Consider the following 23,262-nt stretch of genomic DNA (forward strand, 5'->3'; position numbering starts at 1 on the left):
CTGAGCGTCAAGGCTCCCAGCACGGACACCAGGCACCCACGCGGAGCTCGCCACCTATGGCGGAAAGCGCTGTGAGCCTGCGTCACCGGGGAACTTCAGTGGTCAGCACAAGATCCGCGGATAGTGGATCTCTCCACCGGTGCACGCCGAGGCCGTAATACAGCCCACCCTCACGCACGCTTGGTAACCGGGATCCGTGCTAGCGAACGGCGATTCGGACCCGTTCTGAGGAAAGCACCCAGAGTGCCCCTTCCTCAGCTCAGGCCGGGTCGCCGTTGCGCATGTCCGGACGAAGTGTGCCGGACATCCACCGCCGCAGGCGAATTCCTCCGTCAGCGCTCCGCGAGCGCCAGCGCTTCCAGCCCGCCGGCCTCCAGCGCCTGGCAGCACAGCACCACCCACGCCACCACCCCGTCGGGCTCGCCCATCCCGAACGCGTCCGCGGCGTCCGCGTAGCTCGGCGCGAATTTCAACCACGTGGTCTCCGGGATGCCGAGCGCGTGCGGATCAAGACCCGACGCCACGGTCACCAGCCGCGAGGCGGCGCGCGCGACCACGCCGTCGGCGACCTCGAACGGCCGCAGCGAGAGCAACTCCCCGTGCACGATCGCGGCCACCACGGGCGCGGGCGCCTCCGTGCCGCCGGTCACGAGCTGGGCGAGCAGCCCGAGCCGCTCCCCCGTCCCGGGCCGGGGCCGGCCGAGGCGGGAGTCGTCCCCGTCGACGAGATCCGCGGCGGCCAGCGTGTGCAACCGAGCGAGCACCTGCAGCGGCGCTCGCCGCCACACACCGACCGAGGCGTCCAGCAGGTCGCCGTCGATCGCCTGATAGGCGCGCATCGAGCCGGCGAGCACCGGATCGTTGATCAGCTCGTCACGGCTCAGCGCGACGGCCGCGCCGTCGAGGGCCGCCGAGGCGCGGGCGCCGCGCAACGACGACTCCGTCGCTGTCGCCCGCCACTCCCGCCGGTTCGCGGGATGGCGGTGCACCTTGGCGAGCGCCTCCCGCGCGGCGGCCGCCGCCTCCGCGACAGCGGGGACGGCGACGAGCGGGCTCAGCGGGTCGTTCACACGCCCCACCCTAGCCCGCTCGCCGCGAGTCCCTGCGGGTCAGCCCGCCAGCTCGATCGAACCGCCGGGGATGGCGTCGATCAGCTTGCGCGTGTAATCCGACGACGGGTTGTCGTACACCTGGTCCGTCGGACCCTGCTCCATGACCTTGCCGCCTGCCATCACCAGCGTCTGGTGCGCGATCTGCTTGACCACCGCCAGGTCGTGGGTGATGAACAGGTAGGTCAGGCCCAGCTCCTGCTGCAGCCCCTCGAGCAGCGTGAGGATCTGCGCCTGCACCAGCACGTCGAGCGCGGAGACCGCCTCGTCGAGCACGATCACCTCGGGATTGAGCGCCAGCGCCCGCGCGATGGCGACGCGCTGCCGCTGACCGCCCGACAGCTCGTTCGGGTAGCGGTGCATGGTGTCCACCGGTAGCGCCACCATCTCGAGCAGTTCCTTCGCCCGCTCCACCCGCGACGCCTTGTCGCCGATGCCGTGCACCACCAGCGGCTCCGTGATCGCCCGGTAGATCGAGTACATCGGATCCAAAGAGCCGTAAGGGTTCTGGAAGACGGGCTGCACCCGCCGCCGGAACTCCTTCGCCTCCGCCCCGCGGATGGTGGTCACGTCCTTCCCGTCGAATTCGACGGTGCCGCTGGTCGGCTCGAGCAGGCCGAGCACCATGCGGGCCACCGTCGACTTGCCCGAGCCGGACTCGCCCACCACCGCGGTGGTGGTACCCCGCAGCATGGTGAAGCTGACGTCGTCGACCGCACGGAAGTCGCTGCTCTGGAACGGCAGCGAGCCCCGGATCGGGAAGTCCTTCACCAGGTTCGCGGCGACCACGACCTCCGCCGGCCCCTTCGCTGCGGAGTCCTTGAGCTCGCCCTTGACCGTCTCCAGCGCCACGTCCGAGCCGCCGACGCCCGACTCCATCACGTCCGTCACCGCGGCCGCGACCGGCGGGATCTCGGACCGCCGCGCCGACAGCGACGGCGCCGCGGCGACGAGCCGCTTGGTGTACTCGTGCTGCGGATCCTGCAGGATCTCCAGCGCGGGACCGGATTCCACGACACGACCCTTGTACATCACCACGAGGTGGCTGGCGCGCTCGGCGGCCAGCCCCAGGTCGTGCGTGATGAGCAGCACCGCGGTGCCGAGGTCGGAGGTCAGGGTGTCCAGGTGATCCAGGATCTGCCGCTGCACCGTGACGTCGAGCGCGGACGTCGGCTCGTCGGCGATGAGCAGCTTCGGCCGGCAGGCCAGGCCGATCGCGATGAGCGCGCGCTGCTTCATGCCGCCCGAGAACTCGTGCGGGTACTGGTTCACCCGCTTGTCGGGCTCCTTCATCCCGGCCTCGGCGAGCAGCGCGATCGCCCGCTTCTTGGCGTCGCCCTCCTCGGCGTTGTTGGCCTTGAGGGTCTCCCGGATCTGGAAGCCCACGCGCCACAGCGGGTTCAGGTTGGTGTTCGGATCCTGGGGAACCAGGCCGATGCCGTTGCCTCGGATCTTCTGGAAGTCCTTCTCGGAGGCCTTCGACAGGTCCTGACCGTCGAAGACGATCTTCCCGCTCGCCACCTTGCCCGTGCCCTGCAGCAGGCCCATCACGGCCGCGGCCGTGGTGGACTTGCCCGAGCCCGACTCGCCGACGATCGCCACCGTCTGGCCCGGGTAGACCGTGAGGTTGGCGCCCCGGACCGCGGGGACGGGCTTGCCCTGGACGTCGAATTCCACGACGAGGTCGCGGATCTCGAGCAGCGGCGACGGCGTCTTGCCGAGCGCCGAGGCGACCTTGTCCTTGACCTTGCTCAGGCCGTGCTTGTGCTCGTCGGACATCAGCGCTTCCTCGCCTTCGGATCGAGTGCGTCGCTCAGGACGTCACCGAGCATCATGAACGTGAGCACGGTGATCGCCAGAGCGGCCGCGGGGAAGAACAGGATGGGGCTGCCCTCACGCAGACGCGGCTGCCCCGAGGCGATGTCCATGCCCCAGGAGATCGAACTCTCCGGCAGGCCGATCCCGAGGTACGACAGCGTGGCCTCGGTGACGATGAACACGCCCAGCGCGACGGTGGCGACCACAATGACGGGCCCGAGGCAGTTGGGGATCACGTGCGTGAACAGCGTGCGGATCTTGGAGGCACCCAGGGACTTCGCGGCGTCGATGAACTCCTCGTTGCGGATGGAGATGGCCGCCGACCGCGCGATGCGGGCGATCTGCGGCCAGCTGAAGATCGCGAGGACCAGCACCACGGAGTAGACGGTGCGCGAGGTGACCATCTGCATGACCACGACGGCCGCCAGCATGAGCGGCACGCCGAAGAAGACGTCCGACAGGCGCGCGATGAGCGAGTCGAGCCAGCCGCCGAAGAAGCCTGCGGTGGCGCCGAGCAGTCCGCCGATCACGACCACCGCGGCCGTGGTGAGTACCCCGACGATGACCGATGCCCGTGCGCCGTAGACGGTCCGGGCGTAGATGTCGTGGCCCTGCATGTCGGTGCCGAACCAGTGCTCGCCGCTCACCGGGAGCATGGACCGCTCCAGGGTCGCGTAGTGCGGGTCCTTGCCGAAGGCGAAGACGCTGGGGAACAGAACCACGAGCAGGATGAGCGCGAGCAGCGCGATGCAGACCCAGAACAGGGGGCGCACCTTCAGCTGTAACCACGCCGTCTTCCAGAAGCCCGTGGGCTCCGCGTCCTGGTCGACGGCGTCGATCGCGCCGACCACGACGTCGTCGGCCGCGGCGACGAAACGTTCCTGTCCGGGGTAGGTGTGAATGTCAGGCATAGCGGATCCTCGGGTCGAGGGCGGCGTAGAGCAGGTCGACCACCACGTTGCAGATGAGGTAGATGACGATGAGCACCGTCACGAAGGAGACCACCGTGGCGGCCTCGCCGCGGATGATCGCCTGGTAGATGGTGCCGCCCACGCCGGGGATGTTGAAGATGCCCTCCGTGACGAGCGCACCGCCCATGAGGGCCCCGATGTCGGCGCCCAGGAACGTGACCACGGGGATCAGCGAGTTCCGCAGCACGTGCACCAGGACGACGCGCGAGCGCGGCAGGCCTTTGGCCGTCGCGGTCCGCACGTAGTCGGCGGTCAGGTTCTGCGAGACCTGCGACCGGGTGAGCCGCACGACGTAGGCGAAGGACACCAGGCCGAGCACGATGCCCGGCAGCAGCAGGTGGTAGAAGTCCAGGTTGCCGCCGACGGTGACCGGGAACCACTCCAGCTTGATGCCGAAGACGAACTGCGCGACGAAGCCGAGCACGAAGATCGGCACGGCGATGATGATCAGGGAGACGAACAGGATCGACGTGTCGAACAGCTTGCCCTTCTTCAGGCCGGCGATCACGCCGAAGAAGATGCCCAGGATCGTCTCGACCGCGAGCGCGATGAGCGCGAGGTTCACCGTGACCGGGAAGGCCCGCTTCATCACGTCCCACACCGGCTGGCCCGAGAACGAGGTGCCGAAGTCGAGCGAGAACACGCCCTTGATGTAGTACCAGTACTGCACCAGGAAGGGCTGGTCGAGGTGGTACTGCGCGCGCAGGCCCTCGACGATCTCCGGCGGCAACTTGCGGTCACCGCCGAGCGCGGCGATCGGGTCGGCGGGCACGAGGAAGACGAGCGCGTAGATGAGCAGCGTCGCCCCGAAGAAGACGATCACGAGCTGCCCGAGGCGGCTCAGCAGATATCTCGCCATGGGCCTACTCCTTCGTCATGTTCGGGTAGTCGGGACGGCCGTTCCAGGTGAGCTCGCCGCGGACGCCCTCGCCGAGCACTGCGGCCTGGATGTAGTCCCACATCGGGACGATCGGGAGGTCGCGGAGCAGGATCTCCTGCGCCCGGTTCACCAGCTCGGTCGACTTCACCGGATCGAGGGTGCTCTCCGCCTGGTCGATCAGCGCGTCGAACTGCGGGTTGCTGTAGTCGCCGTCGTTCGAGCCGCCGCCGGTGACGTAGTTCGGCACCAGGAAGTTCAGCTGCGTCGGGTAGTCGCCCTGCCAGCCGTTGCGGCCCGCAGCGGTGAGCGTCTTCTTGGTCAGCTCGTCGCGGATCTGCTTGAACGTGGCGTAGGGCTTGCCCGAGGCCTCGATACCCAGGGTGTTCTTGACCTGGTTCGTCACCGCGTCGACCCACACCTTGTGGCCGCCGTCCGAGTTGTAGGCGATCTGGAACGCTCCGGTCCACGGCTTGATCGCGTTCGCCTGGGCCCAGCGCTGCTTCGCGAGCTCCGGGTTGTACTTGACGGTCTCGTTGCCGGGCAGGTCCGCCCGCCAGCCGGGGATCGCCTGCGCGGTGAAGTCCACCGACGGATTACGCATGCCCCGGAAGACCTTCTCGATGATCTGCGGCCGGTTGATCGACATGGAGATGGCCTGGCGCCGCAGGCGGCCCTCCTCGTCGGGCCCGAAGTGCTCGAGGAACTGCGGGATCACGAAGGACTGCGTCTGCGCCGTCGGCCGGGTGATCGCCCGGTCGCCGAAGGTCTTGCGGAAGGAACCCAGCGCGCTGTCGGGCAGTTCGTCCTGGAGATCCAGGTTTCCGGACAGGATGTCCGTGTACGCCGCGTCGTAGGACTCGTACATGATGAAGGTGATCCCGCCGTTCTTCGGCTTCGTCCCCTTGTACTCCGCGTTGCGCACGACCTCGAGCTGGACGTTGTGCCGCCACTGCTTGAGCTTGTACGGGCCGTTGCCCACCGGATTCTGACCGAACTTCTCCTTCCCCTCGGTGAAGAAGACGTCGGGCAGCGGCGAGAACGGGTAGAAACCGAGCGCCAGCTTGAAATCGATGTTCGGGGCCGCGAGCCGAATCGAGAAGGTGTAGTCGTCGATCACCCTCAGGCCCCGCATCTCGGTGGCCGGCGAGTCCTTCCCCTTGACCTCGTCGAAGCCCTCGATCGGGGCGAAGAAGTCCTGCTGCTTCTGCAGGTTCTTCCCTGAGGCGCCGAAGTTCCAGGCGCGCACGTAGTTCGAGGCCTTGACCGGCGTGCCGTCGGTGAACGTCCAGTCCCGCTTGAGCTTGACCAGGAAGTTCTGGTTGTCGGTGGTCTCCACCGACTCGGCGTTGGCCAGCTCGGGGGTACCGTCGGGCCGGTAGTCGTAGAGCCCGTCGAAGAGCATCTCGATGACCTGACCGCCGCCCTTCTCGTTGGTGTCACTCGGGACGAGGCCGCTCTGCGGCTCGGTCGAGTTCACCCGGACGGTCGCGTCAGGCCCCTTGGTATCGGCCGATTTCGCACCGTCCATGCTGCACCCGGACACCGCCAGGCTCGCGGCGACGGCGACAGCGAGGATCGCTCGCGCCGCCGGCCACCGCCTACTTCGTATTCCCACAACTACCTCCGCCTTGTGTTGGCCGTTTCGGTGAACAGCACTTTAAGTCCGCCCGCCCGCTGTGTCCCGGTAACCGGCAGCACTGCTAACCGACTCGCGCGCCGAGCGCCAGTGATTTTCCCCTCCGGCCGAGCGCAACCCGTTGCAACCCGCCCTCGGCACCGTCGAATTTCGACTTTCCGCTGCCGCCCCTTCCTGCCCTCCCTACGATTGACCCATGACTGATTCCGCGACCGCCGCATACCCGCCTTCCGCAGAATTCGCAGCTCAGGCCAACACGCAGGGCCGCGACCTGTACGACCGTGCCGAAGCGGATCGCCTGGGCTTCTGGGCCGAGCAGGCGAACCGCCTGCACTGGAACACCCCGTTCGGCGAGGTGCTGGACTGGAGCGGCGCCCCGTTCGCGAAGTGGTTCGTCGGTGGCGAGCTCAACGTCGCGTACAACTGTGTCGATCGCCACGTCGAGGCGGGCAACGGCGATCGCGTCGCGATCCACTGGATCGGCGAGCCCGGCGACAGCCGCGACCTCACCTACAGCGACCTCAAGGACGAGGTCAGCCGAGCGGCCAACTACCTGAGCTCGCTGGGCCTCGAGCCCGGCGACCGGGTCGCGATCTACATGCCGATGGTGCCCGAGGCCATCGTCGCCATGCTCGCGTGCGCCCGTCTGGGCCTGACCCACTCCGTCGTCTTCGGCGGATTCTCGGCCGCGGCCCTGCGCTCGCGTGTCGACGATGCCGAGGCCAAGGTCGTCATCACCACCGACGGCCAGTTCCGCCGCGGCAAGCCCGCCCCGCTCAAGGCCAACGTCGATGAGGCTCTCGACATGGACGTCGACGGTGCGAAGGCCACGTCGGTCCAGAAGGTCATCGTCGTGCAGCGCTGCAAGAACGACATCGACTGGCACGACCGCGACGTGTGGTGGCACGAGTCGGTGGGCGCGGCCTCGTCGGACCACACCCCCCAGCCGTTCGACGCCGAGCACCCCCTGTTCCTGCTGTACACCTCCGGCACCACGGGCAAGCCCAAGGGCATCGTGCACAGCTCCGGCGGCTACCTCACCCAGGCCGCGTACACGCACTACTACCTCTTCGACCTCAAGCCGGAGAAGGACGTGTACTGGTGCACGGCCGACATCGGCTGGGTCACCGGCCACACCTACATCGTCTACGGCCCGCTGGCCAACGGCGCCACCCAGATCGTCTACGAGGGCACGCCGAACTCGCCCAACGAGCACCGCCACTTCGAGGTCATCGAGAAGTACGGCGTCTCGATCTACTACATCGCGCCCACGCTGGTGCGCACGTTCATGAAGTGGGGACGGGAGATCCCGGACGCGCACGACCTGAGCTCGATCCGCGTGCTCGGCTCCGTCGGTGAGCCGATCAACCCCGAGGCCTGGCGCTGGTACCGCGACGTCATCGGCGCCGGCACGGCCCCGATCGTCGACACCTGGTGGCAGACCGAGACCGGCGCCGCGATGGTCGCGCCGCTCCCCGGCACGACGGTGCTCAAGCCCGGGTCGGCGATGGAGCCCGTGCCCGGCATCAGCGCCAACATCGTCGACGACGACGGGAACAGCCTGCCCCGCGGCGAATCCGGCCTGCTGGTGCTCGACAAGCCGTGGCCGGCGATGCTGCGCGGCATCTGGGGCGACCCGGAGCGCTTCGTGGACACCTACTGGTCGCGCTACGCCGACCAGGGCTGGTACTTCGCGGGCGACGGTGCGCGGTACGACGAGGACGGTGCCCTCTGGGTGCTGGGCCGCGTCGACGACGTCATGAACATCTCGGGCCACCGCATCTCGACCGCCGAGGTCGAGTCGGCGCTCGTCGGGCACCCGGCCGTGGCCGAGGCCGCCGTCGTGGGTGCCTCCGACGCGACCACGGGCCAGGCCATCGCGGCGTTCGTCATCCTGCGCCAGGGCGTCGACGACTCCGATCCCGACACGCTGATCGCCGAGATGACCGCGCAGGTCTCCAAGGACATCTCGCCGATCGCCAAGCCACGCGAGATCAACATCGTGCCCGAGCTGCCGAAGACCCGTTCCGGCAAGATCATGCGCCGCCTGCTGCGCGACGTGGCCGAGGGCCGCGAGCTGGGCGATACCTCGACGCTGGTGGATCCGACGGTCTTCGAGAACATCCGCAAGCAGCGGAGCTGAATCACCTCGCTTCGAGCGACCGGGGGCGGTAACGTCCGGTAGCTGTGTCGTCGCCAACCGCGGCCGCAGCTCCCGGGCGTGCCGCCCCCTCCGCCGTTCTCCGCCCGTACGTCCGCCTGACAGTGGCCGGCTTCCGCCAGCAGTCAACCTATCTGGGCGCGGCGGCCGCGGGCGTGTTCACCAACGCCGTCTTCGGCTTCGTCAAGATGGCGATCCTGCTCGCGACGCTCGCCGGCGCGGGAGGGGTCGCGGGCGGGTACACGCCGGAGCTGATGGTGAGCTACATCTTCCTGTCGCAGGGCATGCTCACGGCGATCGGCGCCTTCGGCGGTGACGGCGCTTTGGCCGAGCGAATCCGCACCGGCGACATCGCCGTCGATTTCCTGCGCCCCGTGAACGTCCAGTTCGCGACGCTCGCAACGGTGCTCGGCGGCGCCGTCTACTCGCTCATCCCGCGGGCGCTGCCACTCGTGGCGATCGGCGCCGCGACCTCGATGATGGCCTGGGCGGGCGAGCCGGCCGCGTATCCGCTGGCCGCCCTGAGCGTCCTGCTGTCGATCGTCCTGGCGCAGGCGCTGCTCTACTGCGTGCAGGTCCTCGGCTTCTGGGTGGTGGATACGCGCGGGATCCAGATGTTCCACATGGTCGCGGGAACCTTCCTCATGGGCATGTTCGTGCCGGTGGGCCTGTTCCCCGGCTGGCTGGCGCGCATCGCTGAGTTCACGCCCTTCGGGTGGATCCTCATGCCGCCGTGCGACATCCTGTCCGGCCGCATCGACGCCGCGGCGGGCCTCACGGCCGTGGGGATCCAGGCGGGGTGGACGGTGGCCGTGCTCGCGGCGGGCGCCCTGCTCACGAGGGCCGGCCGGCGGCGCCTGGAGGTGCAGGGTGGCTGACACCGTGTCCGCTGCGCGCCCCGACCCGCTCGCGCCGTACCGCGCGGTGCTGACCTCACGCGTGCAGGCGCAGGTGAGCTACCGCGCCTCGCTGGCGATGGACCTGGTCGCGGCGCTGCTGCTGGGCCTCGTCGAGCTCGCCGAGGTGTGGCTGTTGTTCCACAACGCGAAGGTCATCGGCGGCCTCACGTTCTCGGCCGTGCTGCTGGTCTTCGCGCTGGCCGACCTCTCGTTCTGCGCGGCGGACATCCTGTTCGGGCACCTCGACAAGCTGCCCCGGTACGTGCGGGCCGGCACGATCGACGTCTTCTACCTGCGCCCGCAGCCGATCCTGCTGCAGCTCATGACCAGCGACATCCGCGTCCACCGCCTCACCCGGCCGGCGGTCAGCCTCTTCGCGCTGGGCTACGCCCTCACCCACAACGCGATCGCGTGGGGTCCCGGCACCGTCGGCATGCTGGTGCTCGCGCTCGTCTGCGGGCCGATCATCTACTCGGCGGTCTTCGTGATCGCCGCGGGCCTGCAGTTCGTGCTCGTCAACGGCGCCGAGTTCACCAGCTCCTTCGTCTACGGCGGCAGGTACGCCGCCTCCCAACCGGCGTCGGTGTGGCCGGGCGCGATCAAGGTGACCTTCGGCTTCGTGCTCCCGCTCGCCTTCACCGGCTACCTTCCGGCCCTGTCCATCCTGGGCCTGCCCGGCGATGGACCGTTCCGGCCGGAGCTGGCGTGGGCGCTGCCGTTGGCCACCGCGTGGGTCGTCCTCCTGGCCGGCGCGACGTGGCGCTGGGGACTGCGACACTACCGGGGAGCGGGCGGATGACCGGGCACATCATCGAGACGCGGGACCTGACCCGCACCTTCGTCAAGCGCGGCTGGAACGGGCGTACCAAGAGCGTCACCACCGCCGTCGACCACCTGGACCTGACGATCACGCCGGGCGAGTCCGTCGGGTACATCGGCGCCAACGGTGCCGGCAAGTCGACCACGATCAAGATGCTCATGGGCATCCTCGTGCCCACGTCGGGCACGGTACGCACCGTCGGGCTCGATCCCCTGGCCCGGCGACGCGACGTGGCCCGCCGCGTCGGCGTCGTCTTCGGGCAGCGGTCGCAGCTGTGGTGGGACCTGCCCACCGGGCGGTCGCTGGAGATCCTCGCCGCGGTGCACCGCCTGCCCGACGCGGTCGGGAAGGAGCGGGCGGACCGGCTGATCGAGCAGCTGGAACTCGGCGCCTACCTCGACCGTCCGGTGCGACAGCTCAGCCTCGGCGAGCGGATGCGCGCGGAAGTCGCCGCGTCGCTGATGCATTCACCGGAGCTGTTGATCCTCGACGAGCCCACCATCGGCCTCGACGTGCTCAGCAAGCAGCGGCTGCGCGAGTTCCTCATCGCCGAGCGCGCCGAGCGCGGCCTCACGCTGCTGCTCACCACGCACGACATGGGCGACGTGGAGCGGCTGTGCGAGCGGATCCTCGTCGTCGATCACGGCCGGACCGCGTTCGACGGCACGCTCGACGGCCTGGTCGGCACCGTCGGCGCCGCGCGCGTCCTCGTGCTCGACCTGGACCGGCCCACACCGGATCTCGAGGTCGACGGTGCGCGGCACCTCGCCAGCGAGGGCGGGGGCCTGCGCCAACGGCTGGAGCTGTCCGCGCCCCTGCCGCAGGTGCTCGCGGCCGTCGCCGAGCGCGCGACCGTGCGCGACCTCACCGTCGAGGAGCCCGACATCGAGGACGTGGTGCGGCGGCTCTACGAGCGCTCGCGCCCGAACACCTGAGCGCGCAGCACGTACACCGGGTCGCCCCCGCCGCGCGCGGGCGGCGGGCCGGCCTCGGGCACGCCGAGCGGCCCGGTCAGGTCCTTCTCCCAGCGCGTCCAGTCGGTGACGGCCCAGCGCTCGGCGATCGCCCACCGCCCGTCCCGCCGCTCGAACCGGTCCACGTACCGCAGCCCCAGCGTGAGATACGCCTGCAGCTCCGCGCCCGGCGCGGACCAATGCGTTGCGGTGCAATAGGTCTCGACCACCGCGACGTCACCTGCCAACTCGCACAGGTGGTTGCCGACCTGGTGGTGCGTGCCGCCGAGCGACTCCAGCTGCCCCCGCACCCAGGGCACGTACTCCTCGACGGGACCGTCGAAGCCCGTGTGGTGGTCGACGGCGCCGGGGTGGTAGCAGGCGCGCACCGCCTCCGGGTCGAGGCGGTCGATGCCACGGCAGTACCGCAGCACGACATCGTGGATCTCGCGCCGGGCCAGGAGTTCGTCGACGGTCATGGCGCCAGTGGACCACGGGAGGTGGACCACGCGGGCGCGAACCGGTAGGCAGTATCCATGGGTTTCACCCGCGAGCAGCTGCTCGCCTACTCGGACACCACGGTGCCGGACCTCCTCGGCCCGGATTGCCGGCTCCTGTTCTCCGGGATCAACCCGGGTCTGTGGACGGCGGCCACGGGCGCGCACTTCGCGCGGCCCGGCAACCGCTTCTACCCCGCCCTGTACGGGGCGGGCATCGTCGACCACGTCATCGACGCCACCGACGGCATGAGCTTCGCCGACCGGAACGCGCTGGTGGACGCGGGGATCGGCATCACCAACGTCGCGCCGCGGGCCACGGCGAAGGCGAGCGAGCTGACCGCGGAGGAACTCCGCGAGGGCGGCGAGGCACTGGTCGAGCGGGTGCTCCAGGTGGCGCCGCGGATCCTCGCGGTACTCGGGATCACCGCCTACCGCACGGCCTTCCACGAGCCGAAGGCGGTGCCGGGCCCGCAGGAGCGCACCATCGGCGAGACGCGGGTGTGGGTGCTGCCCAACCCGAGCGGACTCAACGCCCACGAGACGGTCGACACGCTCGCGGCGGCCTACCGTCGGGCCGCCGAGGCGGCGGGGATCAGCCTGCGGCCCGCTGGAACGCGTCCGCCCGGACCTGCACCAGTGTGAGGTCCAGCAGCGGCGTCGCGACGCCCAGGTCCCGGGCACGGGCGGCGAGGTCGCCGAGGATGTGCTCGGCCTCGGTCGGCAGGCCCGCCACCAGGTCGCGGTAGAGCGACGAGGTCATCGCCGACGCCGGATCGAGCAGCGTCGTGGCGGTCCGCTCGTGCGATTCCGCGGGCACCGGATGCCCGGCGGCGGCCGCGACGGCCTCGGTCTCCGCGATGATCGCCCGCACCTGCGGCTCGCCGCCGGCCGCGATCACGGGCCCGACGGGGCTGCGGAACAGGCAGCAGAGGATGCCGGTGGCCGCGATGAACGCCCACTTCGCCCACAGTGCCCCGGCGACGTCGTCGCTCACGGTGAGCCGGATGCCGGGCACGTCGAGGGCCCGCGCGACGTCGGGCGCACCGTCTCCGATCGTGATCGCGGACCAGTCAGTCATCTGGACCACGGCACCGTCGTCGAGGGTGGCGACGATCATCGCGAGCGCTCCGAGCACGCCCGGCCCGAACTCGGCCTCGAGCCGGTTCAGGTGCGCCATGCCGTTGAGGATCGGCAGGACGACGGTGCCCTCGCCCACCGCGGGGCGCAGGTCCGCGATCGCCGCCTCGAGCGCGGGCGCCTTGACGGTGAGGACCACCAGATCGAAGGTCTGCGGCGCGGCCGCGAGCTCGCCGGCAGTGAGCACGGCGGCCTCGTGGGTGCGGGTGCCCGAGGGGTCGGTGAACCGCAGTCCGTCGCGCCGGAGCGCCGCCGCCCGGCCCGGGCGGACCAGGAACGTGACGTCCCGCCCGGCCTCGATCAGACGGGAGCCGAAGGCCCCGCCGGTCGCGCCCGCACCCACGATGAGGATCCGCACGGCTACACCTCGTCGAGTTCCACGTCGCGCGTCTCGTGCATCACGAGGAGTGCGATCAGGGTGGCGCCGCCGGCGAGCGCGAGGTACACGCCCACCCAGCCGACGCCGTAGGAGCTGACCAGCCACGTGGCGATGAACGGCGCGATCGCGGCGCCGAGGATCGAGGCGAAGTTGTAGGAGATGCCGCTGCCCGTGTACCGGACGTTGGTGGCGAAGAGCTCCGGGAGCACGGCGCTCATGGGGCCGAACGTGAGGCCCATCAGAGTGAGGCCCGCGATGAGGACGGCGAGCATCGTGCCCTGCGTGGTGGTCGCGGGGTCGAGGATCCACTGGAAGGACAGGCCGTAGGCGATGATCGCGAGCGTCACGACGATGAGCAGCTTGCGGCGGCCCATCCGGTCGGCGAAGTACCCGGACACCGCGACGAAGGCGGCGAAGAACAGCACCGCGATGAGCTGCATCTCGAGGAAGTCGATGTAGGAGATGCCGAGTTTGATCCCCGACCTGTCGACCACCTTGCCGGTGCCGTAGGACACGATCCACGTGGTCACCAGGTAGAACAGGGTGTAGGTGGCGACCATGACGAACGTGCCGATGATGAGCGGCCGCCACGCGGTGCGCAGCACCTCGCCCAGCGGCGCCTTGACCTTCTTGCCGTCCTGGACGGCCTTCGCGAAGACCGGCGTCTCGGTGAGCTTGAGACGGACGTACAGGCCGACGATCACCATGACCGCCGAGGCGAGGAACGGGATGCGCCAGCCCCACGTCATGAACGCGTGGTTCGACGTCGAGGTCTTCGAGTCGAAGTCCATGAGCTGCATGATCACGAGGAAGGTGCCGTTGGCGAGGAAGAAGCCGAACGGTGCGCCCAGCTGCGGCCACATCGCCGCCCAGGCGCGCTTGCCCGGGGCGGCGGTCTCCGTCGCCAGCAGCGCCGCACCCGACCACTCGCCGCCCAGGCCGAGGCCCTGCGCGAAGCGCATCAGCGCGAGCAGCGCCGGCGCCCAGTACCCCACCTGATCGAAGGTGGGGAGCACGCCGATGAGGAAGGTCGCGACGCCCATGGTGAGCAGCGAGCCCACCAGGGTCGCCTTGCGGCCCACGCGGTCGCCGAAGTGGCCGAAGAGGATCGACCCCAGGGGCCGCGCGGCGAACGCGAGGCCGAAGGTCGCGAACGAGGCGAGGAGCGCCGCGGTGTCGTCCCCCTTCGGGAAGAACAGGGTGGGGAAGACCAGCACTGCTGCGGTCGCGTAGATGTAGAAGTCGAAGAACTCGATGGTGGTGCCCACCATGGAGGCGACGACGATTCGCCTGCGATTCATTGGCAGGAGATTACGCGGGGCGGCGCAGGCCGGAAGCGGTGACCCGAATCACCCACGCCACCTGCGGTACGGTCGACCAATGAACGACGCACCGCCCCGGTTCCGGGCCTCACGGGCGTTGATCCGCTTCCTGCGCACCGAGACCGTCGGCGGCACAGCCCTTCTCATCGCGGCGGCGATCGCACTCCTGTGGGCCAACTCCCCCTGGTCCGAGAGCTATCTCCACCTCGCCGAGATCACGCTCGGCAGCGACGACTGGACGATCTTCGGCCACAGCCTCCACCTGCAGCTCTCGTTGGCCGACTGGGCCAAGGACGGGCTGCTCGCGATCTTCTTCTTCGTCGCCGGTGTGGAACTCAAACGCGAGCTGGTGGTCGGCGAGCTGTCCACGCTGCGCGGCGCCGCCCTGCCGGTGCTGTGCGCGGTCGGCGGCGTGGTGGTGCCGGCGATCATCGCCTTCGGCATCGCGCGCGACAACCCCTACATCGGCAGCGCGTGGGCCGTCCCCATCGCCACCGACATCGCCTTCGCGCTGGGCATCCTCTCCCTCATCGGCTCGCGCCTGCCGTCGGGGGCGCGGGTCTTCCTCCTCGGGCTCGCCGTGGTCGACGACCTCATCGCGATCGCGGTGATCGCGGTCCTCTTCGCCGGCGACCTCAAGATCGGCTGGCTCGCCGTCGCCGCCGTGGGCTGCGCCCTGTACTGGTTCGGGCAGCACCGTCGGATCACCACGCCCCTCTACTACGTGCCCATCGCGATCGTGGTCTGGGTCGCGATGCTGCAGTCCGGCGTGCACGCCACCATCGCCGGCGTCGCGCTCGGCCTGCTCACCCGGGTGAAGCAGGACCCGGGCGAACTCGAATCCCCCGGGGAGCGGCTCGAGCACAAGATCCAGCCGGTCTCGGCCCTGATCTGCGTGCCGATCTTCGCGTTCTTCGCCTCCGGCGTCGCAGTGAACGGCGACGTCTTCCGCGAGCTGTTCACCGACGAGCTGGCCCTGGGCATCATGATCGGCCTGTTCTTCGGCAAGATCATCGGCATCACGGGGGCCAGCGTGCTCGCGGTGAAACTACGGCTGGCGGAACGGCCCGAGGGTCTCGACAACCGGGACATCCTGGCGCTGAGCGTGCTCGGCGCCATCGGCTTCACGGTGAGCCTGCTGGTCGCGGAGCTCGCTCTGCCCGAGGGCGAGGCCGATCTCGCCAAGGCCGCGGTCCTGCTCACCTCCGTCGCGGCGTCCGTGATCGGCGCCCTGCTGTTGCTGCGGCGCGGGCGGGTGCACGAGGCCGGGTGACGGGCCGCGGACGGCTCAGAGGTCGACACGTCGTGGTCGCGCGGACACGCCGGGGTGACCTCTGGCACGATGACTAACAAATAGAGGAGGACCAACAGTGAGCTTGGACAGCACACCTACCGGCGGGACCCCGCGGACGCTCTCGGCGATCCCACTGACCGATCCCAACGTGACCGCCTCGGGCGATCCCACGATCGGCAGCCTGGTGCGGGACGCATCGACGCAGGTCTCCTCCCTGGTCCGCGCCGAGGTCGAGCTCGCGAAGGCCGAGACCATGCGCGACGTGAAGAAGGCGGCCACCGGCTCGGCCTTCTTCGCCGTGGCCGGCGTCGTGGCCCTGTACTCGTCGTTCTTCTTCTTCTTCTTCCTCACCTGGCTGCTCAACGTGTGGCTGCCGATGTGGGCGGCCTCGCTCATCGTCTTCGTCCTCATGCTGGTCGTGGCGGGCGTCGCGGCGTTCTTCGGTTACCTCAAGGTCAAGCGCATCAAGGGCCCGCAGAAGACCATCGCCTCGCTCAAGGAGTCGCAGTCGATGCTCAAGACCGAGGCCACCCCGGCCGCCCTCAAGCAGCCGGCGGACGCACCGTCGACCGTCGCGCGTCGCTGACGGCCCGACCCTGAGGCACCACCGGTGACCAGTCCCGATCCGTCGAGCGTCCGGTTCCCCGGCCCCTGGGAGCATCTCGACGTCCGCGCCAACGGCATCCGGCTGCACGCCGTCGAGTACCGGCCCGAGGGCACCGAGCCCGACGCGGACCGGCCGCTCGTGGTGCTCCTGCACGGCTTCGGCGGCTTCTGGTGGAGCTGGCGGCACCTGCTGCCGCAGCTGCACGAGGCCGGCTACCGGGCCGTCGCCTTCGACCTGCGCGGCTACGGCGACAGCGACAAGCCGCCGCGCGGCTACGACGGCTGGACCCTCTCCGGCGACGTCGCGGGGCTGGTGCGCGCGCTCGGCCACACGTCGGCGGCGCTCGTCGGGCACGGCGAGGGCGGCCTGGGCTGCTGGGCCACGGCCACGCTGCACCCGCGGGTGGTCTCCGCGATCGCGGTCGTCTCCTCCCCGCACCCGATCGCGCTCAAACGCTCCGCGCTGCGCAACAAGGACCAGCGCTCGGCGATGCTCGGTCCCATCACCTTCGCGCAGCTCCCCCGTGTCGCGGAGGACCGCCTCACGCGCGACGACGGTGCCGAGATCGGGGCCGTGTACGCCGCCCGCAGCGGCGCGACGTGGCGGCGCACCGCGGATTACGCCGACGCCCTCACGCAGTACCGCAGCGCCATCCAGATCCCCGGCACCGCGCACAGCGCGCTCGAGTACGCGCGCTGGGCCTGGCGCAGCCAGTTCCGTCCCGACGGTGCGCGGTTCCTCAGCAGCATGAACCAGCGGCTGCACATCCCGGTGCTCGCCTTCCGCGGCGAAGTCGACCCGTACGTGCTGCCGCAGCCCGTCTACTCCAGCCACGACTGGGCCACGGACTACCGCGTGCGGGCCGTCGAGAACGCCGGGCACTTCGCGCACGAGGAGGCGCCCGGCACCGTCGGGCCGCAGCTCGTGGACTTCCTCGCGGGCCTGCCCGGGCCGCGCCTCCTGCCCTGAGCGCCGACGGTGCCGTCCGACACCCGTCGCGCCGCGCGGCCTACCTGTTGACGCAGGCCCCCGTCGAGACGCCCGCGGTGGCGTTGGTGCCGGCCTGCAGCGCCGGCTCGACCTGCTTGGCGGTGAGGGCGAAGGCGGTGTCGGCGTCGTCGACGGCGACGCCGAAGATCACGCCGACGACGTTGCCCTCGCGGTCGAAGACCGGCCCGCCCGAGTTGCCGGGGCGGACCTGCCCGCGGAGCAGGTAGACGTCGCGGCGGACCTGCGCATCGCGGTAGATGTTGCGGCCCTCGAGGGTCTGCTGGCTGCGCACCCGCGACGAGGAGAGCGTCAGCGGGCCTCCGCCGGGGTACCCGAGCACGAAACCGGGGTCGCCGGGCTTGGCGCCGTTGAAGACGATCCGCAGCGGCTTGACCTGCAGGCCGGGCACGTTGAGCACGGCGACGTCGGTCTGCGAGTCGAAGTAGACGACCTGCGCGCTGTACTTCTTGGTGCCGTCGACGGTGACCTGCACGCTGCGGGTGCCGGCGACGACGTGCGCGTTGGTGACCACGCGGCCCGGCGTCGCGACGAAGCCGGAGCCCTCGAGCGCGCGGCTGCACGACGGGGCCTGCCCGTCGACGCGGACGACGGAGGAGCGGACCCGCTGCACCGCCGGGTCGCTGAAGTCGACCCGGTCGGGCGTCTCCACGCTGACCACCGGGGTGTTCACGAACGGGCCCAGCGCCTGCGGCAGCCCGGAGTCGTCGATGATCGCCGAGAACTTCTGCGGCAGGCCGTCGGCGCCGACGCCCTTGGCGAAGTCGTTGACCGCGCCGAGCACCGCGGACCCGTTGACCGACCGCGAGACCTGCGGCGCGGCCGCCGAGGTCAGCGGGATAGCGACCAGCCAGGCGGCCACGAGCAGGGCGCCGACCTGCACCACGGCGCCCACGCCGGAGTCGACGGTGCGCAGGCCGGTGCTGCGGATGGAACTGCGTACCGCGCGCCCGAGCACCATGCCGGAGAGCTCGCCGATGATCACCAGGCCGGCCAGCAGGCCGACACCGAGGAGGACACGGCTCTTGGCGCCGTCGACCGAGCCCAGGACGTGCGGAGCGAGCAGCACGCCCGCGGCGGCGCCGAGCACGACGCCGACGAACGCGAGCACGGAGGCCGCGGCGCCCTGCCGGTAGCCGGAGAGCGCGGCGAGGATCATGAGGACGACGACGATCACGTCGACCCAGGTCGAACCGGTCATCGAGCGCTCTCCTGCCAGGTCTGGGCGCGCGCGGCAGCGGCCCGCACCTCGTCGGTGAGCGGCCGCACGTCGTCGGTGTCCCAGGGCCGTTCCCAGCCCGCGGCACCGATGAGCGCGTTCACCAGCCCTCCCGTGAAGCCCCACACCAGCATCGGGCCGACCGCGAAGGCCGGGCCGCGGTAGAAGGACTTGCGCACCATGAACCGGTGCGCGGGGTCGATCAGCTCGGCCAGCGGCACGCGCCGGACCAGCGCGGTCTCGGCGGGGTCGACGGCGCGGACTTCGGACGGCCGGGCCGCGAAGCCGATCACGGGGACCACGCGGAAGCCGGAGACGGGCACCTCGATGGGGTCCAACTCCGCGACCACCTCGACGGAGTCGGGGTCGAGGCCCGTCTCCTCCCACGCCTCGCGGAGGGCGACCGCGACGTCGTCGGCGTCCTCCGGGTCGCGGGCGCCGCCAGGGAAGGCGACCTGCCCCGCGTGCTGCCGCATGGCCGAGGCGCGTTGGGTGAGCAGGACCGTGGCGTCCTCGGGCGGCGTCGCGCCGGACGCCGTGGGGTCACCGTCGAACAGGATGAGGACCGAGGCGCGGCGCGGGTTCCGCACGCGCTGCAGGGCGGCGACGGCGCCGCCGCGCTGCTCGATCTCGCTCGCCACGTCGCCGAGGTTGCCGAGCAGCGGGTCCAGCCACCGCGGCGCGCTCACAGGGTCACCCCGAGCTCGGTCCGCAGGAGGGCGGCCACCTCGTCGACGGACGTGAAGGGTTGTGCGTGCACACCGGCCACAGTGCCATCGGAACGCAACAGAACGGTCACGGGGTAGGCCCGCGGCGCGCCGAGGGCCGTCGCGATCACGCTCTGCGGGTCCTGCACGGTCGGCAGCGCGACCTTGAGCTCGGCCAGGAGGTCGAGGCCGGCGACGGCGTTGGGATCGGCGTGCACGCCGAGCACCGACAGGCGGTCGCCGGCGCGCGCCGCGACGTCGGCGAGCACAGGCAGCTCGACGCGGCACGGGCCGCACCACCAGGCCCAGATGTTGAGCAGGACGGGCTTGTTCCCCGCGGCCGCCAGGTCGACGGGCGCGCCGTCGCCGAGGCAGGTCAGGGGCGTGCCGGCGAGGGCCGTCGCGCCGATGCCCGCGGGGCAGGGCGGCAGGGCCGCCTTCGTGCGAGCGGCGGCCAGTTGGCCGGGGCTCGCGCTGGTCGACGGTGCCGCCGCCGGCGTCGTCGGGTTCGCGGCACCGTCGTCCCCGCGGGGCCAGATGGCGACGGCCAGGGCGACGGCGACGATCGCGCAGACGATGAGCCAGCGCACGCCGGCCGGGACCCGGCTGCGCTCGCCGGGCAGCAGGGGCGCGGGCTCGCGGTCGGAATCGGGCTTCGAGGGCTCGGTCACCGGCCGCCCCCGGCCTGGACCCGGCGCCGTCGCGGCGGGGGCGGCGCGATCTCGAGCAGGTGGTCGCGCTCGGGCCCCTTGACCAGGTCCGCGGCCTCGGCGGGGTCGATCGGCCCGGTCCCGAACGAGGGGCAGTCCTTGGCGAGCACGCAGACGCCGCACGCGGGCTTGCGCGCGTGACAGACGCGGCGGCCGTGGAAGATCACGCGGTGGCTCAGCAGCGTCCACTCCTTACGCGGGATCAGTTCGCCGACCGCGTGCTCGATCTTCACCGGGTCGCTCTCCTCGGTCCACTCCCAGCGGTGCACGAGCCGTGAGAAGTGCGTGTCGACGGTGATGCCGGGGACGTCGAAGGCGTTCCCGAGGATCACATTGGCGGTCTTGCGGCCGAAGCCGGGCAGCGTCACCAGCTCCTTCATCGTGCGCGGCACCTCGCCGTCGAACCGGTCCACGAGGGCCTGCCCCAGCCCCATGATCGACGTGGCCTTGTTGCGGTAGAAACCCGTCGAGCGGATGTACTCCTCGAGCTCCGCGCGGTTGGCTCCGGCGTAGTCGGCGGCGGTGCGGTACCGGGCGAACAACGCCGGTGTGACTTGATTCACGCGCACGTCGGTGCACTGCGCGGACAGGATCGTGGCGACCGACAGCTCCAGCGGATCGGTGAAGTCGAGTTCGCAGTACACGTGGGGGAAAGCGGTGGCGAGTGTCCGATTCATCCGCCGGGCACGGCGCACCAGTCCGAGGTGGGTCTCCGGCTCCGGGGGCATGGGAACCGATTCTAACGACGGTGCCGTGGCTCGTTCGTTGCCGTATCGAGACCTTGGCTGTGTTTACTGTCCGGCATGCAAGGATTGCTCGGGTTGCTGTTCCCGGTGGTGCTGATGCTCTTCGCGTTGGCCATGGAACGAATCGAGACGCGCGTGACGGCCGAGCCCGTCGCGCCCCCCGCCACCGGCGACGACGAGGCGCCCGACGTCGAGACGCTGGCGCGGATCGGCCTCCCCAAGGCCGTGGACAGCCTGGACCTGGACGGCGGCGCCGAGCGCCGCGCCAGCTGACCCGGAGGATCGCCGACCGGGTCCGAGCGGCCCGAATGCGGAACGCCGTCGTGCCCTTCGACATGTGAACGGGTAACCTTTCCAGTAGTCGTCTGTGCGATTTCCCACATCAGCACGGAACGCTGCATAAACTCACACTTCAGGTCGCGGCGATCGCCGCCTGCGACGGATCGTCGATCAAGGAACGAGGTACCCCGTGGACGAGGTCCTGGCGCGGGCCGGCATTTTTCAGGGTGTCGAGCCGGGCGCGGTCGATGCGCTCACCAAGGATCTGCACGAGGTCGACTACCCCCGTGGCCACGTCATCTTCAACGAGGGCGAGCCCGGCGACCGGCTGTACATCATCCTCTCCGGCAAGGTGAAGCTCGGCCGCCGCTCTCCAGACGGCCGCGAGAACCTGCTGTCGGTCATGGGCCCGTCGGACATGTTCGGTGAGATGTCGATCTTCGACCCCGGCCCCCGCACGTCGAGCGCCACCTGCATCACCGAGGTCCGCGCGATGACGATGGACCGCGAGGCCCTGCGCGCGTGGATCCGCGACCGGCCCGAGATCGCGGAGCAGCTGCTGCGCGTGCTGGCCCGCCGCCTCCGGCGCACCAACAACAACCTGGCCGACCTCATCTTCACCGACGTCCCCGGTCGCGTCGCCAAGCAGCTCCTGCAGCTCGCGCAGCGCTTCGGCACGCACGAGAACGGCGCGCTGCGGGTGACCCACGACCTCACGCAGGAGGAGATCGCGCAGCTCGTCGGCGCCTCCCGCGAGACCGTGAACAAGGCCCTGGCCGACTTCGCGCACCGCGGCTGGCTCCGCCTCGAAGGCAAGTCCGTGGTGATCACGGACAGCGAGCGCCTGGCGCGCCGCGCGCGCTAGCCGCCGCGCGGCACTGGACTCGAGGATGTCCGGTCATTCGTTCTCACGATCGCCCAGACGAATGACCGGACGTTGTCGTCCGTGGGGCCGGTGACCGCGGGATCACGCTTCGGGAACGGCGACCTGACCGCGCATGAGGGGCCGGGCCGTCCGCAGGAGCGAGGCGCTGTCGGCGTGCGGTCCATCGGGCCGTAGGGCCACCACCGCCCGGGCCGTGACCACGCCCGACGGGGTGGCGATGCGCAGCACGTCCCCCTCGGCGCTCGACGCCGCCTCCGCAACCACGGAGCCCGCCAGCCGTGCCGCAACGGCGACCGCCAGTGCCGCGGTGCCGGGGATGGCCCGATGCGTCTGCCCCATCGAGATCACGCGCACCACCACGTCCGCCGCGTCCGCCGGCAGCTCCGCCTCGTCGATCGTGCGCGCCGCCCGCGGCCCGGCCACGACGGCGATCTTGGGCACCGCGAGCGGCGCCTCCTCGGGGCGGTCCGCCAGGCCCATCGCGACGGCCCCGGCGCGGCGCAACCCGTCCAGTAGAGACTGAACTCTCGGGTCGGCGTCGAGCTCGTCGGGGCTCTCGGTGGCGCTCATGCCCAGGTCGCCGGCCGCGACGAGGACCATCGGCGTCGCGGCGTCGACGAGCGATGCCGCGTAGTCGCGGCCGTCATGGCGCAGCGTCGTCCGCGCGGCGCCGGCGGGCAACAGGGCCCCGGTCCGGGCGCCACCGGGCTCGAGGTACTCGAGTTCGATCGGTGCACCGGTCCCGGCGACGCCGGGGATGGCGAGCCCGCCCTCGGTCGAGGCGACCCCGCCCTCCACGATCAGTCGCACGCGGATCGGCTTGTCGGTGTTGGTGTTGTGCACGACGACGGTGCGGTCACCGTCGTCGAGCGCGATCAGTCCGGCACCGAGCGCGAACGGGACCACGGCCGCGGAGAGGTTCCCGCAGTTGCCGGAGTAGTCGATCACCGGCTCGCGGATCGCGGCCTGCCCGAAGGTGTACTCCAGGTCGACGCCGGGCCGGGCCGACGCTCGCACGACGACGATCTTCGACAGCGACGACAGCCCGCCACCCATGCCGTCGAGCTGACGCCCGAACTCGTCGGGCGAACCGAGCGCGCGCAGGAACAGCCCGTCGCGCTCGGGCCCTTCCGGCGGCAGGTCGCTCTCCCGGAAGAACAGCCCCTTGCTGGTGCCTCCCCGCATGAAGGTCGCGTCGACCCACCGCAGCGCCACGCCGGC

Annotated in this window: 23 protein-coding genes; 10 read left to right on the forward strand and 13 right to left on the reverse strand. The window is 70.7% G+C overall.

Translation table 11 applies throughout. The annotated features are described in order from the left end of the window. Positions 1 to 332: 332 nt before the first annotated feature. From BLW32_RS25515 to BLW32_RS25535, 5 genes are read right to left on the reverse strand one after another with little or no spacing between them, the layout of a single operon-like run. On the reverse strand, positions 333 to 1,070 hold the full coding sequence (locus tag BLW32_RS25515; RefSeq protein ID WP_068523103.1) for a Fic family protein: 738 nt from the start codon (positions 1,068 to 1,070) through the stop codon (positions 333 to 335). Between the two features lie 39 nt (positions 1,071 to 1,109). Then, positions 1,110 to 2,888 carry a dipeptide ABC transporter ATP-binding protein gene (locus BLW32_RS25520; protein WP_068742360.1) on the reverse strand — a complete coding sequence of 593 codons (1,779 nt, stop codon included), beginning with the start codon at positions 2,886 to 2,888 and terminating at the stop codon, positions 1,110 to 1,112. Further along, positions 2,888 to 3,838: an ABC transporter permease gene (locus BLW32_RS25525; RefSeq protein WP_068742361.1), complete on the reverse strand. Its 951-nt coding sequence runs from the start codon at positions 3,836 to 3,838 to the stop codon at positions 2,888 to 2,890. The genes BLW32_RS25520 and BLW32_RS25525 overlap by 1 nt, the downstream gene beginning before the upstream one ends. After that, positions 3,831 to 4,757 (reverse strand): ABC transporter permease, encoded by a 927-nt coding sequence (locus BLW32_RS25530; RefSeq protein WP_068742362.1) that lies wholly within the window; start codon positions 4,755 to 4,757, stop codon positions 3,831 to 3,833. Before BLW32_RS25530 ends, BLW32_RS25525 begins: the two co-directional genes overlap by 8 nt. 4 nt (positions 4,758 to 4,761) lie before the next feature. Continuing rightward, positions 4,762 to 6,306 carry a peptide ABC transporter substrate-binding protein gene (locus BLW32_RS25535; RefSeq protein WP_082791498.1) on the reverse strand — a complete coding sequence of 515 codons (1,545 nt, stop codon included), beginning with the start codon at positions 6,304 to 6,306 and terminating at the stop codon, positions 4,762 to 4,764. A 304-nt stretch (positions 6,307 to 6,610) separates the two neighbouring features. On the opposite strand from BLW32_RS25535, the gene acs reads away from it, so the two are divergent. Genes acs through BLW32_RS25555 form a run of 4 tightly spaced genes read left to right on the forward strand, consistent with a single transcriptional unit; the run spans position 6,611 to position 11,229 of the window. Continuing rightward, on the forward strand, positions 6,611 to 8,557 hold the full coding sequence (gene acs, locus BLW32_RS25540) for an acetate--CoA ligase (protein ID WP_068742363.1): 1,947 nt from the start codon (positions 6,611 to 6,613) through the stop codon (positions 8,555 to 8,557). A gap of 44 nt (positions 8,558 to 8,601) precedes the next feature. After that, positions 8,602 to 9,453, forward strand: a complete 852-nt coding sequence (locus BLW32_RS25545; RefSeq protein ID WP_068742364.1) for an ABC transporter permease — start codon at positions 8,602 to 8,604, stop codon at positions 9,451 to 9,453. Continuing rightward, positions 9,446 to 10,273 (forward strand): ABC transporter permease, encoded by an 828-nt coding sequence (locus BLW32_RS25550; RefSeq protein WP_068742365.1) that lies wholly within the window; start codon positions 9,446 to 9,448, stop codon positions 10,271 to 10,273. The genes BLW32_RS25545 and BLW32_RS25550 overlap by 8 nt, the downstream gene beginning before the upstream one ends. Continuing rightward, positions 10,270 to 11,229: an ABC transporter ATP-binding protein gene (locus tag BLW32_RS25555; protein WP_068742366.1), complete on the forward strand. Its 960-nt coding sequence runs from the start codon at positions 10,270 to 10,272 to the stop codon at positions 11,227 to 11,229. Before BLW32_RS25550 ends, BLW32_RS25555 begins: the two co-directional genes overlap by 4 nt. Here the strand turns inward: BLW32_RS25555 and BLW32_RS25560 are convergent. Beyond that, positions 11,202 to 11,726 carry a nuclear transport factor 2 family protein gene (locus tag BLW32_RS25560; RefSeq protein ID WP_068742498.1) on the reverse strand — a complete coding sequence of 175 codons (525 nt, stop codon included), beginning with the start codon at positions 11,724 to 11,726 and terminating at the stop codon, positions 11,202 to 11,204. The genes BLW32_RS25555 and BLW32_RS25560 overlap by 28 nt on opposite strands. 57 nt (positions 11,727 to 11,783) lie before the next feature. Between BLW32_RS25560 and mug the strand changes: the two genes are divergently transcribed. Then, positions 11,784 to 12,389: a G/U mismatch-specific DNA glycosylase gene (gene mug, locus BLW32_RS25565; protein WP_068742367.1), complete on the forward strand. Its 606-nt coding sequence runs from the start codon at positions 11,784 to 11,786 to the stop codon at positions 12,387 to 12,389. Here mug and BLW32_RS25570 read toward each other — a convergent pair. Together BLW32_RS25570 and BLW32_RS25575 are read right to left on the reverse strand one after the other, a co-directional pair. Continuing rightward, on the reverse strand, positions 12,340 to 13,242 hold the full coding sequence (locus BLW32_RS25570) for a 2-dehydropantoate 2-reductase (protein ID WP_068742368.1): 903 nt from the start codon (positions 13,240 to 13,242) through the stop codon (positions 12,340 to 12,342). The genes mug and BLW32_RS25570 overlap by 50 nt on opposite strands. Before the next feature lie 2 nt (positions 13,243 to 13,244). Then, on the reverse strand, positions 13,245 to 14,564 hold the full coding sequence (locus tag BLW32_RS25575) for an MFS transporter (protein WP_068742369.1): 1,320 nt from the start codon (positions 14,562 to 14,564) through the stop codon (positions 13,245 to 13,247). A gap of 79 nt (positions 14,565 to 14,643) precedes the next feature. On the opposite strand from BLW32_RS25575, the gene nhaA reads away from it, so the two are divergent. The 3 genes from nhaA (at position 14,644) to BLW32_RS25590 (ending at position 17,455) form a co-directional block, all read left to right on the forward strand. Next, entirely contained in the window at positions 14,644 to 15,858 is a 1,215-nt protein-coding gene (gene nhaA / locus BLW32_RS25580; RefSeq protein WP_068742370.1) for a Na+/H+ antiporter NhaA, read from the forward strand. Positions 15,859 to 15,955: 97 nt separating this feature from the next. Next, positions 15,956 to 16,465 (forward strand): phage holin family protein, encoded by a 510-nt coding sequence (locus BLW32_RS25585; protein WP_082791499.1) that lies wholly within the window; start codon positions 15,956 to 15,958, stop codon positions 16,463 to 16,465. 24 nt (positions 16,466 to 16,489) lie between these two features. Next, positions 16,490 to 17,455 (forward strand): alpha/beta fold hydrolase, encoded by a 966-nt coding sequence (locus tag BLW32_RS25590; RefSeq protein ID WP_068523116.1) that lies wholly within the window; start codon positions 16,490 to 16,492, stop codon positions 17,453 to 17,455. Positions 17,456 to 17,495: 40 nt separating this feature from the next. Here BLW32_RS25590 and BLW32_RS25595 read toward each other — a convergent pair whose 3' ends face one another. Genes BLW32_RS25595 through nth form a run of 4 tightly spaced genes read right to left on the reverse strand, consistent with a single transcriptional unit; the run spans position 17,496 to position 20,858 of the window. After that, on the reverse strand, positions 17,496 to 18,695 hold the full coding sequence (locus BLW32_RS25595; RefSeq protein WP_068742371.1) for a MarP family serine protease: 1,200 nt from the start codon (positions 18,693 to 18,695) through the stop codon (positions 17,496 to 17,498). Then, positions 18,692 to 19,402: an NUDIX hydrolase gene (locus tag BLW32_RS25600; RefSeq protein WP_068742372.1), complete on the reverse strand. Its 711-nt coding sequence runs from the start codon at positions 19,400 to 19,402 to the stop codon at positions 18,692 to 18,694. The genes BLW32_RS25595 and BLW32_RS25600 overlap by 4 nt, the downstream gene beginning before the upstream one ends. Further along, entirely contained in the window at positions 19,399 to 20,091 is a 693-nt protein-coding gene (locus BLW32_RS25605) for a TlpA family protein disulfide reductase (protein ID WP_326481156.1), read from the reverse strand. Before BLW32_RS25605 ends, BLW32_RS25600 begins: the two co-directional genes overlap by 4 nt. Then, positions 20,088 to 20,858: an endonuclease III gene (gene nth, locus BLW32_RS25610; protein ID WP_068523119.1), complete on the reverse strand. Its 771-nt coding sequence runs from the start codon at positions 20,856 to 20,858 to the stop codon at positions 20,088 to 20,090. Before nth ends, BLW32_RS25605 begins: the two co-directional genes overlap by 4 nt. A gap of 75 nt (positions 20,859 to 20,933) precedes the next feature. On the opposite strand from nth, the gene BLW32_RS25615 reads away from it, so the two are divergent. Further along, complete coding sequence (locus tag BLW32_RS25615; protein ID WP_068626517.1) at positions 20,934 to 21,149, forward strand: hypothetical protein; 216 nt, start codon at positions 20,934 to 20,936, stop codon at positions 21,147 to 21,149. A 196-nt stretch (positions 21,150 to 21,345) separates the two neighbouring features. After that, positions 21,346 to 22,020, forward strand: coding sequence for a Crp/Fnr family transcriptional regulator (locus BLW32_RS25620; protein WP_068523121.1), 675 nt, complete (start codon positions 21,346 to 21,348; stop codon positions 22,018 to 22,020). 102 nt (positions 22,021 to 22,122) lie between these two features. On the opposite strand, the gene BLW32_RS25625 is transcribed toward BLW32_RS25620, so the two are convergent. Next, the gene (locus tag BLW32_RS25625) at positions 22,123 to 23,256 is read right to left on the reverse strand and encodes a PrpF domain-containing protein (protein ID WP_074850842.1); all 1,134 of its coding nucleotides are present in this window, start codon (positions 23,254 to 23,256) and stop codon (positions 22,123 to 22,125) included. Between the last annotated feature and the right edge of the window lie 6 nt (positions 23,257 to 23,262).

Source organism: Tsukamurella tyrosinosolvens, from assembly GCF_900104775.1.
Lineage (GTDB): Bacteria > Actinomycetota > Actinomycetes > Mycobacteriales > Mycobacteriaceae > Tsukamurella > Tsukamurella tyrosinosolvens.